The organism is Halorubrum kocurii JCM 14978 (genome assembly GCF_000337355.1).
Lineage (GTDB): Archaea > Halobacteriota > Halobacteria > Halobacteriales > Haloferacaceae > Halorubrum > Halorubrum kocurii.
Genome location: NZ_AOJH01000027.1, coordinates 22,257 through 38,619, shown reverse-complemented (window position 1 = coordinate 38,619; position 16,363 = coordinate 22,257). Strand labels below are relative to the sequence as shown.

Sequence of the window (16,363 nt, the reverse complement as noted above, 5' to 3'; positions counted from 1 at the left end):
GATCGAAGCGAACGGTATGACTGGCGCACGCGTCGGCTCGGCGCTCACCGACGAACAGGAGGCGATCCGCGAGCTCGTCCGCGAGTTCGCGGCCGAGGAGGTCCGACCCGGGGCCGCAGAGGCCGACGAGACCGAGTCGTTCCCGGAGGACGTGTGGGACGGGCTCGCCGAGCTCGGGCTGACGGGGCTCACTGTGCCCGAGGAGTACGGCGGCTTCGGCGCCGACGAGACGACCTACGCGGTCGTCAACGAGGAGCTCGCGCACGGCCACCTGGCGGTCGCGACAGCGCTCTCCGTCCACTGCCTCGCGACCTCCTGTATCGCCGAGTTCGGCAGCGAGGCCCAGCGGGAGCGCTGGCTCCCGGAGATGGCGGCCGAGGGCCGCCCGGTCGGGATGTTCTGCCTCTCCGAGCCCCACGCGGGGTCGAACCCGGCGGAGATGTCGACGACCGCGGAGTACGACGCCGAGACGGACGAGTACGTCCTGAACGGCGAGAAGCAGTGGATCACGAACGGGAAGCGCGGCGGGGTCGCGATCGTCTTCGCGAAGGCCGACGGTGACGACAGGGGGTCGATCACTCAGTTCCTCGTCCCGGCCGACGCCGAGGGGTTCGAGGTCGGGAAGAAGGAGGAGAAGCTCGGCCTCCGCGCCTCGGACACGACCGGGATCAGCTTCGACGACTGTCGGGTCCCCGCCGAGAACCGGCTCACCGAGGAGGGGGAGGGGCTCTCGGCCGCCTTCCGGACGCTCACCGGCGGCCGGATCGGGATCGCGTCGCAGGCGGTCGGGGTCGCGCAGGCCGCCTTCGACGAGGCGAAGGCGTACGCGGCGGAGCGCGAGCAGTTCGGCGGGCCGATCGACGACATCCAGACGGTTCGACACAAGTTCGCGGAGATGGCGACCGACATCTCGGCGGCCCGGCTGCTGGTCCGCGAGGCGTGCCGGCAGGCCGAGGCCGGAGAGGACAACCGCGTGGCGGCCTCGGAGGCGAAGTACCGCGCCAGCGAGGCGGCGATGTCGGTGACGAACGAGGCCGTCCAGATCCACGGCGGCTACGGGTACACGACCGAGTTCGACGTCGAGCGGCTCTACCGCGACGCGAAGATCACGGAGATCTACGAGGGGACGACCGAGATTCAAAAGACGATCATCGCCCGGGGGGTGTTAGGCGAGTGACGGGTGACGGCGAACGAGGGGTCGAGACGGACGGGGACGCCTCCAAAAGCGCCGCCGGCGCCGTCCCGAGCGTCGGCCGCCCGATCGACCTCGCCGCGTACGACGCCGTCGTCTACGACCTCGACGGCACCCTCGTCGAACTGGCGGTCGACTGGGGCGCCGTCGCGGAGTCGGTCCTCGACGTGTACGCCGCGCACGCGATGATACCTCCGACCGACGAGCTGTGGGGCCTGCTCGAAGCCGCCGAGGAGTACGGCCTCCGGGATCCGGTCGAGGAGGCCATCTCCGCCCACGAGCGATCCGGCGCGCGCGACTCTGCGCTCCTCCCGCTCGGAGGGGGGCTGATCGAGGGCGGTGAGGTCGTCGGGGACGGCCGGCGCGGCCCGCCGGCGGGCGTCTGCTCGCTCAACTGCGAGGAGGCCTGTCGGGTCGCGGTGGAGACGCACGGCCTCGGCGACGCGCTCGACCCCGACGCGATCGTCGGACGCGACACGGTCGACACGCACAAACCGGAGCCGGAGTCGCTGCTCGCGGCGGTCGACCGGCTCGGCGCCGACCCGTCGCACGCGCTGTTCGTCGGTGACTCGCGGCGCGACGCCGTGGCGGCGGAGCGTGCCGGCGTCCCCTTCGCGTGGGCGGCGGACCTCCTGGACCGGTGATCGGGCCCACTGGGCCAGTGATCGGCCCTCTTGCACCGGTTATCGGCCCTCTTGGACCGGTTGTCGGCCGGTTAGCGGTTCAGGCGCCGGCGGAGCCGTCTTCGTCGACCGTCTCAGCGCCTTCAGAATCGGCTTTGATATCAGCTTCAGAGTTGCCTTCAGAATCCTCGCCCGCGTCGTTATCCGCGTCGTCGTCTCCGTCCTCGGTGGCGTCGTCGATAGTTTCGTCCGTCTCCGCCGCCCCGCCGTCGCCCGCGTCGGTGCGCCGCGCGTAGACCGCGACGGCGACGGCGGTGACGAACCATATCGGCGCGCCGACGCGGACGGCGAAGGCCGCGCGGGCCCCCCACGAGTCGAGGGTGACGAACGCGGAGAGGACCGCGACGATCGGTGCGCCGACGAGGATGGTGACGACGAACGTCGTCTGCATCACCCAGCCGTAGTCGACGCCCTCGTACTCGGCCCGCTCGACAGGTTGCACGTCGGATGTTCCGTGGCGGACGTGCAAATCGGTGACGGTCCGCGTCCGGAGCGGGCGGTCTGGGGGAGCGCCGGGTTTCCGGATCCCGGCAATTTTACCCGGTCGCACGGGTGAGTTCGGGGTATGACAACGACGCGGGGACTCCGGGAGGGCGACGAGCCGATCACGATGCTGACCGCCTACGACGCCCCGACGGCGGCGGTCGTCGACGAGGCCGGAATCGACGTGATCCTCGTCGGCGACAGCATGGGCAACGCCGTCCTCGGCTACGACTCCACGCTCCCCGTGACCTTCGAGGAGGTGGCGAGCCGGACCGCGGCGGTCGCCCGCGCGACCGAGGACACGCTCGTCGTCGCCGATATGCCGTTCCTCTCCTTCGGCGTCGACGAGTCCGAGTCGGTGCGCAACGCCGGACGGCTCCTGAAGGAGGCGAGCGCCGACGCGGTGAAGATCGAGAGCGGCCCCCACACCGTCGAGATGACCCGGCGGATGACCGACATCGGGATCCCGGTGATGGCGCACCTCGGCTTGACGCCCCAGCACGTCAACCGGCTCGGCGGGTACACCCGGCAGGGGACCGATCAGGACGCCGCCGAGGAGATCGTCGAGCTCGCTGGCGCGCACGCCGAGGCGGGCGCGTTCGCGCTCGTCTTGGAACACGTCCCCGCGAACCTCGCGGGCGCCGTCACCGAGGCGCTCGACATCCCCACAATCGGCATCGGCGCGGGCCCCGACTGCGACGGGCAGGTGCTCGTGATCAACGACGCGATCGGGCTCGGCGAGTGGTCGCCCCCGTTCTCCCGGCAGTTCGGCGACGTCCGCGGCGAGATGTCCGACGCGGTCGAGGCGTACCGAGAGGCCGTCGTGAGCGGCGAGTTCCCGGCAGACGAGCACTCGCACGTCGAGTCGGAGCTCGAGGACTTGTACTGAGTCGGATATTTATTAGCGAACGGGGGCGCTCTCGCGTGCGACTCGCGCCCGATAGGCGCTCGCGGAGTCATTCCGTCGTATCGCGGCCGAGGAACTGGAACACCCGTTCCAGTCGTCGATCGCTGAACCGGATCCAGCCTCGAAACCGCCACACCCGGCGTGGGGTATATACGCGCCAACGGCCTACGTGAACCCGTGACAACCCGGACCATCCGCGCCCGCGACCGGCCGGTGTTCGGCGTCGACGTGCACAGCGGCGACGTCCGCGGCGACGACCCCTCCTACGCCCTCGTCATCTTAGACCCCGTCGACGAGGACGACCCGGACGCGCCCGACGTGGACGGCCCGATGGCGCGGGTGACCCGCGACGTGGTGTCGTTCCGGAAGCTCTGCCGGCTGATCGACGACCGCGAGCCGCTGTACGTCGCCACCGACAACGCCTACGAGCTGGCGGCGGACAAAGGGGAGCTCGTGGGGTTCCTCCGGTCGCTGCCCGACGGCACCCGGCTGGTGCAGGTGACCGGCGCGGAGCGCCCGGAGCCGCTCTCGCGGGTCGCCTCTCGCCACGGGATCCCGTACGGGAAGGAGCCGATGAAGGAGGCGGAGGCGGCGGCCCGGCTGGCCGCGGCGAACGTCGGCCACGAGGTGACCGCCTTCACCGACGAGACGAGGGTGAAGGTGTCCCGCGGGCGCTCGACCGGGAAGGGCGGGTGGAGTCAGGACCGCTACACCCGGCGGATCCACGGCAACGTCCGGAAGCGAACCCGACAGGTGCAGTCGAAGCTGAAGGAGGCGAACCTCTCGTTCGAGCGCGACGTGACCGAGAAGTACGGGGGCTACGCGAACGCGACGTTCGCGGTCGAAGCGCGCCCGGAGGACATCCCGGTGTCGAACTCCCGGGCCGGCGACGTGCGCGTCGAGGTCGAGCGCGAGCGACGGGACGGGATCGAGTACGAGCCGCTCGTGCAGCGGCGCGACCGGGTGATCGTCGGGATCGACCCCGGGACGACGACAGCGGCCGCCGTCATCGGGCTCGACGGCACCGTCCACGCGCTCTACTCCTCGCGGACGGCCGATACGGCCGACGTGACCGAGTGGATCATCGAGCAGGGCCGGCCGATCATCGTCGCCGCCGACGTGGAGCCGATGCCGGAGACCGTCGAGAAGTTCCGGCGATCGTTCGACGCCGCGGGCTGGCGGCCGACGACGGACCTGCCCGTCGACGAGAAGCTCCACCGGACGCGCGAGGCGGGCTACGACAACGACCACGAGCGCGACGCGCTGGCGGCGGCGCTGTACGCCTACGACGACCACGAGGACCAGTTCGAGCGCATCGCGGCGAAGACCCCGCCCCGGCTCGACCGCGAGGCGGTGATCGCGGGCGTCGTCGCAGACGGGTCCTCCGTCGAGGCCGTCGTCGAGGACCTGAGCGAGGACGACGGAAGCGGGGGCGGCGGCGGGAGCGGCGACGCCGGCGCGGACGAGTCGGACCCCACCGAGCCCGAGCGTACCGAGGAGGAGGAGACGATCCGCCGGCTCCGCGAGCGCGTCGACCGGCTGGAGTCGCACGCCGAGTCGCTGGAAGCGGACCTCGCCGAGCGCGACGAGCGGGTCGCGGAGCTGGAGAGCGAGCTGGAGGAGGCGAAACGCGAGGAGCGCATCGAGGCGCGAAGCCGGCGCGCGGTGTCGCGGCTCGAACGCGAGACGGACCGGCTGGAACGCGAGCGCGACGAGGCGCGCGAGCGGGTCGCGGAGCTGGAGGGGAAAGTGGAGACGCTGAAGGAGCTGTGGCGGCTCGATCACTCGAACTTCGACGACGTGGCGGCGGGTCAGGGACTCGCCAGCGTGAAAGTCGTCGAGCAGTTCACCCTTGACGCGATCCAGGCCGCCGACGACGAGTACGGCCTCGTCGCCGGCGACGTGGTCTACCTCCGGGACTCCTCCGGCGCAGGTCGTCGGACCGCCGAGCGGCTGGCCGAAACGGAACCCCGCGCCGTGATCCGCGACGGGAACCTCTCGGACGTGGCCGACCAGGTGCTGTTCGACCACGAGGTCCCGGTCCTCCCGGGCGACGCGGTCCCGGTCCGCGAGGTCGACGAGCTGGCGGTCGCGAGCGAGGAGGCCGTGGCGGCCGCACTCGACGACTGGGAACGGCGGGCCGAGCGCCGGCGGAAGGCCGAGAAACAGGAGCACCTCGACCGGATCATCTCGGAGCACCGGGCCGGGCGGACGCTGCCCGAGACCGAGGAGTAGCGTCGACGGGGGCAAGGCGGGCGTTCCGCAGAGACGCCCCTCGCCACCCGTCCGCACGCATCCAGAAGTCATATGACCGACAACCGCGCAGTCGGGTGTATGGACGCTTACGAGCGGATCACCCGGAACGCGGCCGAGGTGGTCACCGAGGAGGAGATCGAGGCGCTGGCCGACGACCCCGACGGGAAGCGGGCGTACGTCGGCTACGAGCCCTCGGGCGTCCTCCACATCGGGCACATGCTCACCGCGAACAAGCTCATCGACCTCCAGCAGGCCGGGTTCGAGGTGACGGTGCTGCTCGCCGACGTGCACGCCTACCTCAACGACAAGGGGTCGTTCGAGGAGATCCGCCACACCGCGGAGCGCATGCGCGACCAGTTCATCGCGTACGGGCTCGACGAGTCGAACACGCAGTTCGTGCTCGGCTCCGACTTCCAGCTCGACGACGACTACACGCTCGACCTCCACTCGCTGGAGCTCGAGACGACGCTCGCGCGGGCCGAGCGCGCGATGTCCGAGATTACCTCGGGCGACTCCGTGAAGGTGTCGCAGGCGGTGTACCCCCTGATGCAGGCGCTCGACATCCCGTACCTCGGCGTCGACCTCGCGGTCGGCGGCATGGAGCAGCGCAAGGTCCACATGCTCGCGCGCGACGTGCTGCCGAGCATCGACCGCGAGCCGCCGACGAGCCTCCACACCCCGCTGATCGCCGATCTGGGCACCGGCCGCGGGAAGATGTCCTCCAGCGAGGGCGTCACCATCTCGATGGAGGACTCCCGAGACGACATCGAGTCGAAGGTGAACGGCGCGTACTGCCCGCCGACGGCCGACCCCGAGCCGACCGACGACGGCGAGGCGCGGGAGAACCCCGTCCTGCAGGTGTTCGAGTACCACGTGTTCCCGCGGTTTGACACCGTCGTCGTCGAGCGGCCGGCGGAGTACGGCGGCGACCTGGAGTACGACGCGTACGACGCGTTAGAGGCGGAGCTGGAGTCGGGCGAGCTTCACCCGGCGGACGCGAAGGGCGCGCTCGCGGAGTACCTCGACCGGCTCATCGCGCCGGGGCGCGAGCAGCTCGCGGAGTAGGTCGCGAGGAAGCGGTCTGGGTCGGTTTCGTCGACGTTCCCTCTCGTCGCTTCTACCGGCCGTTTTATCCGCCGGTTTTATCGGCTGTGTTAATCCGCCGTTGCTACCCGCTCGCCGCGTGCCCCTCGCGCTCGCAGCTCCCGTCCAGACAGCCGCGGCCGGCGGCCGTCTCGAAGACCGGGAGCCCGCAGTCGCACTCGTCGACGACGACGCCGGAGGGGATCGAAAAGGTGGTCTCGCACGCCGGCCGGTTCTCGCAGGCGAGGTAGACGCGGCCGGGCGCGGACTGGACGGTGAGGTCGCCCTCGCAGTCCGGACAGCCCCAGACGCGGTCGAACCGGTCGCTGACGGCATCCTCCATCGGGTCGCAGGTGGGGTCCAGACAGAGGTGGAACGGCTCCCCGCGCTCGATGCGGATCTTCGGGAGCCCGCAGTCGTCACAGACCCCGTCGGTGACGCTCGCGCCGGCCGGGAGTCCCCAGCGGCTCTCGCAGTCGAGGCACGCCACGTCGCCCCGCGAGCGGACGAGCACGCCGCCGTCGTCCGGACAGGTACCGACCGGGAGCCCGGCCTCGGTGACCGGGAGCGCGCGGCCGGCGGTCGCCTCCTCGGCGACGACTCGAAGCCGGCGAGCGCCGTCGCGAGCGGTGATCGAGAAGCCGTCGCCGTCGCCCTCGACCACCACCGAGTCGGGACGGGTGAGCCACGCGACGGGCTGGTAGCCGTCGGCGTCGTGGACGAGGGTGGTGTCGTCGGGCTTTATCAGGACGACGACGCGCCCGCGGTGGGTGCGGGAGCGGTCGCCGCGTTCGGTCACTCGACAGTCGCCTGCGAACACGCGGAGCCGTTCGGGCATGCCCCGGGGTTGCCCCGGTTTCCGACTTAAGCAGTGGGCGGTGAGACCGGCCGCGCCCGGGCCGGGCAGGCTCCGCGGCCGGAAAATTGTGTGATTAACTTAACAAGATAGTTTCCGTAAGACTACATATGGGCGAGGCCTCTGGCGCAGAGCCGTCGAGAACAGCGGACTCAGCGCCCTCCGTTCGAGTCGGGGTGTTGAGTTTCCACAACAGCAAAGAGACCAAGGCGATCTGCAACGCCGTTCGCGCGTTGGGTCACGAGCCGGTCTGGCTCCGCGAGGAAAACGCCCGCTCGTGGATCGAGGGCGGGGCCCTTCGGTTCGACCCCGACGTGGACGTCGTCGCGAACCGACTGCTGACGACGAAGGCCGCCCAGCCGCTCGACGACCTCGGCGTCGCGACGAGCTACGCCGCTACGCATCCGGTGTTGAACCCGCCGGCCGTCGTCGTCCGAGCCATGCACAAGTACGGCGCCGCGGCGACGCTCACCGCGGCAGGGATCCCCGTTCCTGACGCCTACATGGCGTTCACGCACCGGACGATCAACGAGGGCAGCCGCCTCACGGACGAGAAAGCGGTCCACAAGTCCGCGATCGGGACGAACGGGGACCGAATGGCGGTCGTCGGTGCGGGCGACGCCGTCTCCCCGTTTATCGCCCGGCGGCGGGCGTTCCTCCAGGAGTTCATCGACACCGGCACGGAGCGGCCGTTCGACGTCCGCACGTACGTCGTCGGCGGTCGGGTCGTCGCCGCGATGAAGCGGTACGCGCCCTCGAACGAGTGGCGCACGAACGTCGCCGTCGGCGGGAACGTGGAGGACTTCACCGCGGACCTCCCCGAGGAGGCGGCGCGGCTCTCGCGGGAGGCGGCCGACGCGCTCGACCTCGACTACGCCGGCGTGGACCTGCTGTCTCGCGGCGGCGAGTGGTACGTTCTGGAGGTGAACGTGACGGCGGGGTTTAAGGGGCTCTTCGAGGCGACGGGGATCAGCCCCGCGCCGTACATCGCCGCCCTCGCGATCGAGCGGGCGGGCGGCCGCGTCGACGCGGACCGCGTCGCCGACCTCGCGGCGGAACTAGACGACTCGGTCCCGGAGTGTAAGCCGTCGATCGACCCGGAACCGGAGGGGTCGACGACGATCGGCTACACCGAGCGTGTCACCGTGAGCGCGGGCCGGCAGGCGGTCGACGTGACCGCCAAGTCGGACACCGGCGCCCGGCGAACGAGCATCGACTTCGACGTCGCCGCGGAGGTCGGCGCCGGCCCGATCGTCGACACCGTCCACGTGAAATCCGGATCGCGGACCGGGCGACAGAAGCGTCCGCTCGTCGAGATCGACGTGAAGATCGGGGACCGCTGGCGGACCGTGACCGCGAGCATCGAGAATCGGAACCACATGACCTACCCCGTGCTCCTCGGTCGAGACGTCCTCGACGGCTACCACGTGGACGTCACGAGACGGGAACGCGAGGAGTGATCTACGTCAATGAAACGCGAGGAGTGATCTACGTCAATGAAACGCGAGGAGCGATCTACGTCAATGAAACGCGAGGAGCGACCTACTCCACCCGAACCGTCCGCGTGGCCCGAACCGGCATCAGCGGGAGGTCCGGGAAGACGACCTCGACGACGAACTCCAGTTCGGCCGCGTCCGGCGGACCGAACACCCCGACCGGGACCGTCGCCTCCCCATCGAGGTACGTCGTCGTCGCGGTCATCTCGACGTCGTTGACCGTGACCCGGATCCCCGCACGAGCGCTCCCGGAGACGGCGGTCACGGCGACCTCGCACAGCTCGTTCTCGCCGACCGCGATGGCGTCCGGGAAGTCGCCCCAGTCGACGTCGACCCGGGGACAGTCCCGCGCGGCGTCGACGATTCGCTCGGCGACGGAGCCGCTCATGCCGGCGTTTTCGAGTTCCGTCGCGCCGGCGTCGACGACGGCGGTCGGTGAGGTGAGCCCGGCGTCGGCGAGCCGCTCGGCGCGGCCGGAGCCGACCCCGTCGACGGCGGTGAGCGCGACCGCCTCGCGGGAGACGCCGTGCTCGACGCGCGCCTCGACGCGGCACGCGAGGTTGGCGGCGCGGGGGCCGGCGAACCGGTCGAGGAACTCCGCGAGCGCGGCCAGCAGGCGGAGCGCGTTCTGTCGGATCACCCACGCGTCCGAGCGCAGGTCCGAGGGGATGGAGTCGGCCATCCCGGCGAGCAGGATGGCGAACACCTTGCGGTGGCCGTCCTCCAGGTCGGTGTCGCGGCCGTCGAGGATCCGGTCGATCGCGTCCGACTCGGCAGAGCGTGCCGAGACGGAGTCGAACTCGCCGGCCGACGCCACCGTCTCTAACACCGAGTCGACCGTCAGGGTCTCGCGGTCGGCGAGCCGCCGGAAGCGGCGGGCCGTGTCGAGCCGGAGGTAGTACTTTGAGGCGAGGCGCCCCAGCGCCGTCGGCTCGATCGCGAGGTCGTCGTCGGCCGCGACGAACCCGTCGTCCACGAGCGATTCGAGGGTGTCGCGGACGCGGTCACGGAGGGTGGCGAACTCGTACTCGTCGGGTTTCGACTCGGCGCGAACGTAGTAGAACGTGGTCTCTAACCACTCCATCACGTCCTCCAGCCCCCGAATCGTCCCCATCGCGATCTCGGCGTTGAGGTGCGACTCGAGCTCGGCGGCGAGCCGCGACTCGATCTCTTTGCCCTCCTTCAGCAGCTCGCGGTACTTGTCGGCGTCCGCGCGGTCGCAGACGACCCAGCCGTACCCCACGTCGTCGTAGCCGGGGCGACCCGCCCGCCCGAGCATCTGGAGCACGTCAAGCGGCGAGATGTCGGTCTCGCCCTCCAGCGGGTCGTGGTACTTCGTGTCGCGGATGACGACGCAGCGCGCCGGGAGGTTCACGCCCCACGCGAGCGTCGACGTCGAGAAGAGCAGCTTGATCTTCCCCTGTTTGAACCACTCCTCGACGCGGTCGCGGTCCTCCTTCCCGAGGCCCGCGTGATGGAAGCCGACGCCGTCGGTGACCGACTGGCGGAGGGTGTCGTTGGTGAGCTCTTTCGCCTCGTTGTGGAAGTCGTAGTCGCCCCGCGAGTCGATCGGGATGTCCCGGTCGGTGATCTCGTCGCGCGCCTTCTTGGCCGCCTGCACCGTGTCCTGTCGCGAGGAGACGAACACGAGCGCCTGCCCGTCCTCGCGCACGTGCGGCTCGGCCAGGTCGAGCGCGCGGTAGAGCCGTCGGTACTTGTCGGCGAAGGCGTTCGAGCCGTGGGAGTACGTCTTGACGCCGGTCTCCAGATCGACCGGCCGGTACGCGTCGCCGAACTCGTAGGTGGTCTGCACGGGCGCGTCGAGCCACTCGGCCACGTCCGCGATGTTCGGCATCGTCGCCGAGAGCGCGACGACGCGGGGGTCCTGTAACCGGCGGAGCCGGGAGACGGTGACTTCGAGCACCGCGCCGCGCTTCTCCGAGTCGAGCAGGTGGACCTCGTCGATGACGACGCAGTCCACGTCGGTGATAAAGGAGTAGCGCCCGGAATCGTGCTTCCGCGTGGCGCTGTCGGCCTTCTCGGGGGTCGTCACGAGCACGTCCGCGCGCTCGGCACGGCGGGGGTTCAGGTCGCGCTCGCCGGAGACGACGTAGACGGAGTAGCCGAGCTCCTCGAACCGCTCCCACTCGCTCTCCTTCTCGTTGGTGAGCGCGCGCAGCGGCGCGACGAAGAGTGCAGTCCCGCCCTCCGAGAGGGTCTTGCAGATCGCGAGCTCGGCGAGCGCGGTCTTGCCGGAGGCCGTCGGCGCCGACGCGACCACGTTGTGGTCGGTCTCTAAGATCCCCGGCAGCGCCTCGCGCTGCATCCGGTTGAACTCCTCGAACCCGAAGGCGTCGGCGAACTCCGGCACCGCGTCTGCGACCTTCACGCCGCACCACGCCCGTGGGCGACTCGACGGCGACCGAGAGTCGTTCGCATCACGTCGAACCGGGGGCTTCGAGAGCAAAGGCGTTTCTCATGCGGCCGGCCCGACCGAGGCGCTCGGCAGCCGCCGACCCCGAGCGTTTACGTGACAGCGGATCGACCGCCCGGTATGTTACCGTCGTCGCCGGTCGTCATCGGTGCCGTCGCCGTAATCGTCCTGCTCGTCCTGCTGGTCGGCGTCCGCCGCCTGCGCGCCCCCTCGTCGGAGGCGCGCGAGTCGAAGCGCGCCCACGACGCGGCCCAAGAGCGCGAGCCGCCGGTCGCGATCGGCGAGACGTACGAGTTCGGGGTCACCGAACTCACCGACCACCACTCGGGCGAGGAGGTCGCCGTGGGCAAGGTCGAGGGGTTCGTCGTCTTCACCGAGGACATCCCCGGCGGCGTGTCGAAGGGCGACGTGATCCGCGCGAAGGTGCTCTCCTTCAACGAGGGGCGCACCTCGGCGGACGCGACGTACCTGGGGAAGGCGTAGGGCGATCGCGTTTCGGACGCTGACGGACCGTCACCGGGACCACCTCCGCCCCGAGCATGAGGTTCATACGTGGTGGCGACGAAGGGGTTTCGTAATGGCTCAGGCCGGGAATCAGGACCTCACGGAGCGGTTCATTCAGTTCTACCGCAACTACTACCGCGAGGAGATCGGCACCCTCGCGCAGCGATACCCCAACGAACAGCGCTCGCTGTACGTCGAGTACGACGACCTCTACCAGTTCGACCGCGACCTCGCCGAGGACTTCCGCACGAAGCCGGAGCAGATGCGCGAGTATGCCGAGGAGGCGCTCCGGCTCTACGACCTCCCCGCGGACGTCAGTCTCGGACGCGCGCACGTCCGGATCGAGAACCTCCCCGAGAGCATCGACATCCGCGGCATCCGCGTCCACGACGACCACATCGGCAAGCTCGTCTCGATCAAGGGGATCGTCCGCAAGGCGACCGACGTCCGTCCGAAGGTGACGGAGGCCGCCTTCGAGTGCCAGCGCTGCGGCACGATGACGTACATCCCCCAGAGCGACGGCGGCTTTCAGGAGCCCCACGAGTGTCAGGGGTGTGAGCGACAGGGCCCCTTCCGCGTCAACTTCGACCAGTCGGAGTTCATCGACTCCCAGAAGCTCCGCATTCAGGAGTCGCCCGAAGGCCTCCGCGGCGGGGAGACCCCCCAGAACATCGACGTTGACATCGTCGACGACATCACCGGGAAGGTGAGCCCCGGCGACCACGTCACCTGCGTCGGCGTCCTCCACATCGAGCAGGTCGAGCAGGGCAACGAGAAGTCCGCCATCTTCGACCTGTACATGGACGGCGTCTCCATCGCCATCGAGGACGAGGAGTTCGAGGACATGGACATCACCGAGGCGGACAAACGCGAGATCATCGAGCTCTCCGAGCGCGAGGACATCTACGACGCGATGGTCGAGTCCATCGCCCCCGCCATCTACGGCTACGAGGAGGAGAAGCTCGCGATGATCCTCCAGCTGTTCTCCGGCGTCACCAAACACCTCCCCGACGGCTCGCGGATCCGTGGCGACCTGCATATGCTCCTGATCGGGGACCCGGGTACTGGAAAGAGTCAGATGATCAGTTATGTCGAGAATATTGCTCCGAGATCAGTTTATACGTCCGGGAAAGGATCATCCGCTGCAGGACTTACGGCCGCAGCTGTACGCGACGACTTCGGCGACGGCCAGCAGTGGTCGCTCGAGGCCGGCGCGCTCGTCTTAGCTGATAAAGGGATCGCGGCGGTCGACGAGCTCGACAAGATGGACTGCGTCACCGGCGACACGCTGGTGTCGCTCGCGGACGGGCGCGTCGAGCGCATCGACGAGCTGGCGCGAGAGGCCGCCGCAGACGGCGACATCGAAGAGCTCTCGAACGGTCGCCACATTCGCGACGTCGATCTCGACGTCTGGACGATGGACGAGAACGGGCGTCTGGTCGAGCGCCCCGTCTCCGCGGTCCACGAGTACGACGCGCCGTCGGAACTGACCCGCGTGACGATGGAGACCGGCGAGTCGCTGACCGCGACGGCCGACCACCCGTTCTTCGTCCTCGACGACGGGGAGCGCGTCGAGCGTGAGGCGGCCGCGCTCAACGACGGCGACTGGGTGTACGTCCCCCAAGAGATTCCGACGAAAGCCACCGACGGCGCCGGGGCAGCGGCAGTGTCGGGTGGCGCCGGAAGTGTCGAACCGTTCGACGACGAATCCGTCAACGGCGACGGAATCGATGCCGCGATGGCGAGCGTCCTCGGATACCTCTCCGGCGACGGGAACGTCTACTACGACCGCGACGAGGGCGTCTACGGCGTCCGGTTCACCAACACGGACGACGAACTCTTAGATGACTTCGAACGCGCGGCGCGCGAGGCGTTCGATGCCGAGCCGACGCGGCCGCCGAGCGAGAAACGCGACGGCGGCGTCGAGACGATCCGCGTCACGGGGAAAGAGCGCGCCGACGCCGTTCTCGACGCGGGCATGAACCTCGGTCGATACGACGAGAAGTGCTTCCCGACCCCTGTTTCGACCGGAAACCGCACGGCGAAGGCCGCGTTCGTTCGCGCGCTGGCCGACAGCGAGGGACACGTCGACGAGTCGGCGGGCAACGTTCGGATAGCGTCGGCGAGCCGGGACGTACTGGACGGGGCACGAAACCTCCTCTTACAGTTCGGCGTGTCGAGTCAACTCCAACGCCGCGAGCGAGACGAGGGCCGCGACGTGTACTACCTCACGGTGACCGACGCGGGTTCGCTGACGGCGTACCGGCGGTATATCGGGTTCACGGCCACCCGGAAGGCGGATGCGCTCGATCGCGTCGTCAACGCCGCCGACGGCGACCGCACGATTGTCGACGTGGTCCCGGAGATCGACGACGTGTTGGCGCGGTCTCGCGAGTCGCTCCGACTTCACCAAAGCGAGTGCGGACTCGACGCGGTCACGTATCACGACTTCGAGAACGGGAACGCGAACGCGTCGCTCCATCGGGCTGGCCGGATACTCACGGCGTTCGAGGACAGACTGGAGACGGCCGCCGAGGACCGGCGTCGGCTCGACGAGACGGCGACGTGGGAGACGCTCGCGGAGCTGCAAGACCGGTACCACGTCTCGCAGTCCGAGTTGGCCGAGGGGACGGCGCTGTCACAGCAGCAGATCTCTCGCGAGTGGGGCGAGAGCGACGGAGTCCGTCGGCTGGTGACCGATCGACTCCGGGAAGTCCTCACCGAAGTCGTGGAAACCGATCTCGGCGACCTCCGCGAGTTCGTCCGGGGTGACGTGAAGTGGCGCCGCGTCGAGTCGGTCGAAACCGTGCCGCCGGAGTCGACCGAACACCGTGGCGAGGTCCTCCGACAGCGGCTTGCGGACGTTCTCGGTGGCCCCGTCGAGACCGCCGAGGAACGTGCCCGTGATCTGCTCAAACGCGATCTGGTCGGCGAAACCCGAGAGGAACTATCGGCGGCGCTCGAAGCATACGGGGTCAGCCAGGCCGATGTCGCGTCGTCGCTCGACGTGGATCAGGCGACCGTCTCGCGGTGGTTGTCCGGGACCGTCGAAACGGACCGACTCGGAGAGCTCCGAGAGGCGGTCGTGAGCGAAGTCGACGCCGTCAGAGACGGGCTGCGCTCGCTCTTGGAGCGGATCGAGGGCGGGGAGCGACCGAAGGTGTACGACCTGACCGTCGAGGAGACGCACAACTTCGTCGCGAACGGGCTCGTCGTGCACAACTCTTCTGACCGCTCCGCGATGCACGAGGGGCTCGAACAGCAGAAGATCTCCGTCTCGAAGGCGGGGATCAACGCCACCCTCAAGGCGCGGTGTTCGTTGCTCGGCGCCGCGAACCCCAAGTACGGCCGGTTCGACCAGTACGAGCCGATCGGCGAGCAGATCGACCTCGAACCCGCGCTCATCTCGCGGTTCGACCTGATCTTCACGGTGACCGACAGCCCGGACCCGGAACACGACTCCCGGCTGGCGAAACACATCATCAAGACGAACTACGCCGGCGAGCTCAACACCCAGCGCGAGGAGCTGGCGAGCTCGGAGTTCACGCCGGAGCAGGTCGCGGAGGTGACCCAAGAGGTCGCGCCGGAGATCGACGCCGAGCTGCTCCGGAAGTACATCGCCCACGCGAAGCGGTCCTGTTACCCGACGATGACCGAGGAGGCGAAGGGGCTGATCGAGGAGTTCTACGTCGACCTGCGCTCGAAGGGCGCCGACGAGGACGCCCCGGTGCCGGTCACCGCGCGGAAGCTGGAGGCGATGGTGCGGCTCTCGGAGGCGAGCGCGCGGGTGCGGCTCTCGGACACCGTCGAGCGCGAGGACGCGGACCGCGCGACCGACATCGTCGAGTCGTGTCTCAAGGACATCGGCGTCGACCCCGAGACGGGCCAGTTCGACGCCGACGTGGTGGAGACGGGAACCTCCAAGAGCCAGCGCGACCGCATTAAGAACATCAAGGGCCTCATCGCGGATATCGAGGAAGAGTTCGAGGAGGGCGCCCCCGTCGAGGAGGTGCTCGACCGCGCCGGCGAGATCGGGATGGACCCGGGGAAGGCCGAACAGGAGATCGAGAAGCTTCGCACGAAGGGCGAAGTGTACGAACCGAAGCAGGGGCACCTCCGGACGACGTAGATGGACCGGATCTCCGCGATACGGAACGTCGAGGACGCGCTCCGCGCGTTCGAGAACGGCGACGCCGACCTCGCCGACACCGAGCAGCGCGTGGCGGCTGTCCTCCGGACGTACGCCACCGAGTTCGACGGCGACGACGACGTGTTCCGTGCGGTCGGCGAGGAGCCGGTCGACGGGACGATCGTGGTCGCGCCCTCGGCGCCAGCGGCTCGGGAACGCGTGATCGCGCTCTCTGCGTCCGATCGTTTAGAGGATGTGATACACATGGAAGGCGGCGATGTCCCCGAATTCGACGTGGAACGGGTGTGATCGTCGTACCGGTCCGGAACCGATAAGTTTC

12 protein-coding genes are annotated in these 16,363 nt (G+C 69.3%); 9 read left to right on the top strand and 3 right to left on the bottom strand.

Features of this window, described 5'->3' with window-relative positions; genetic code table 11:
- The first annotated feature begins 16 nt into the window (after positions 1-16).
- Together C468_RS03085 and C468_RS03080 are read left to right on the top strand one after the other, a co-directional pair.
- Positions 17-1,177, top strand: coding sequence for an acyl-CoA dehydrogenase family protein (locus C468_RS03085; RefSeq protein ID WP_008847416.1), 1,161 nt, complete (start codon positions 17-19; stop codon positions 1,175-1,177).
- Complete coding sequence (locus C468_RS03080; RefSeq protein WP_008847415.1) at positions 1,174-1,836, top strand: HAD family hydrolase; 663 nt, start codon at positions 1,174-1,176, stop codon at positions 1,834-1,836. Before C468_RS03085 ends, C468_RS03080 begins: the two co-directional genes overlap by 4 nt.
- Before the next feature lie 79 nt (positions 1,837-1,915).
- On the opposite strand, the gene C468_RS03075 is transcribed toward C468_RS03080, so the two are convergent.
- Positions 1,916-2,317, bottom strand: a complete 402-nt coding sequence (locus C468_RS03075) for a DUF5822 domain-containing protein (RefSeq protein ID WP_008847414.1) — start codon at positions 2,315-2,317, stop codon at positions 1,916-1,918.
- A 123-nt stretch (positions 2,318-2,440) separates the two neighbouring features.
- On the opposite strand from C468_RS03075, the gene panB reads away from it, so the two are divergent.
- The 3 genes from panB (at position 2,441) to C468_RS03060 (ending at position 6,586) form a co-directional block, all read left to right on the top strand.
- A complete protein-coding gene (gene panB / locus C468_RS03070) occupies positions 2,441-3,247 on the top strand; it encodes a 3-methyl-2-oxobutanoate hydroxymethyltransferase (protein WP_008847413.1) in 807 nt (268 codons plus the stop codon).
- Between the two features lie 195 nt (positions 3,248-3,442).
- Positions 3,443-5,500, top strand: a complete 2,058-nt coding sequence (locus C468_RS03065; RefSeq protein WP_008847412.1) for a DUF460 domain-containing protein — start codon at positions 3,443-3,445, stop codon at positions 5,498-5,500.
- A gap of 99 nt (positions 5,501-5,599) precedes the next feature.
- The gene (locus C468_RS03060) at positions 5,600-6,586 is read left to right on the top strand and encodes a tyrosine--tRNA ligase (protein WP_008847411.1); all 987 of its coding nucleotides are present in this window, start codon (positions 5,600-5,602) and stop codon (positions 6,584-6,586) included.
- A 103-nt stretch (positions 6,587-6,689) separates the two neighbouring features.
- On the opposite strand, the gene C468_RS03055 is transcribed toward C468_RS03060, so the two are convergent.
- Positions 6,690-7,442, bottom strand: a complete 753-nt coding sequence (locus C468_RS03055; protein ID WP_008847410.1) for an endonuclease NucS domain-containing protein — start codon at positions 7,440-7,442, stop codon at positions 6,690-6,692.
- A 128-nt stretch (positions 7,443-7,570) separates the two neighbouring features.
- On the opposite strand from C468_RS03055, the gene C468_RS03050 reads away from it, so the two are divergent.
- Positions 7,571-8,920 (top strand): putative ATP-dependent zinc protease, encoded by a 1,350-nt coding sequence (locus C468_RS03050; protein WP_049911953.1) that lies wholly within the window; start codon positions 7,571-7,573, stop codon positions 8,918-8,920.
- Positions 8,921-9,002: 82 nt separating this feature from the next.
- Here the strand turns inward: C468_RS03050 and C468_RS03045 are convergent, their stop codons facing one another.
- Positions 9,003-11,345, bottom strand: a complete 2,343-nt coding sequence (locus C468_RS03045) for a DEAD/DEAH box helicase (protein ID WP_008847408.1) — start codon at positions 11,343-11,345, stop codon at positions 9,003-9,005.
- Positions 11,346-11,510: 165 nt separating this feature from the next.
- Here C468_RS03045 and C468_RS03040 point away from each other — a divergent pair, with 165 nt between their 5' ends.
- From C468_RS03040 to C468_RS03030, 3 genes are all read left to right on the top strand, one after another.
- A complete protein-coding gene (locus C468_RS03040; RefSeq protein ID WP_008847407.1) occupies positions 11,511-11,873 on the top strand; it encodes a TRAM domain-containing protein in 363 nt (120 codons plus the stop codon).
- Positions 11,874-11,967: 94 nt separating this feature from the next.
- Complete coding sequence (locus tag C468_RS03035; protein WP_008847406.1) at positions 11,968-16,023, top strand: LAGLIDADG family homing endonuclease; 4,056 nt, start codon at positions 11,968-11,970, stop codon at positions 16,021-16,023.
- Positions 16,024-16,332 (top strand): DUF7854 family protein, encoded by a 309-nt coding sequence (locus C468_RS03030; protein WP_008847405.1) that lies wholly within the window; start codon positions 16,024-16,026, stop codon positions 16,330-16,332.
- Positions 16,333-16,363 lie beyond the last annotated feature (31 nt).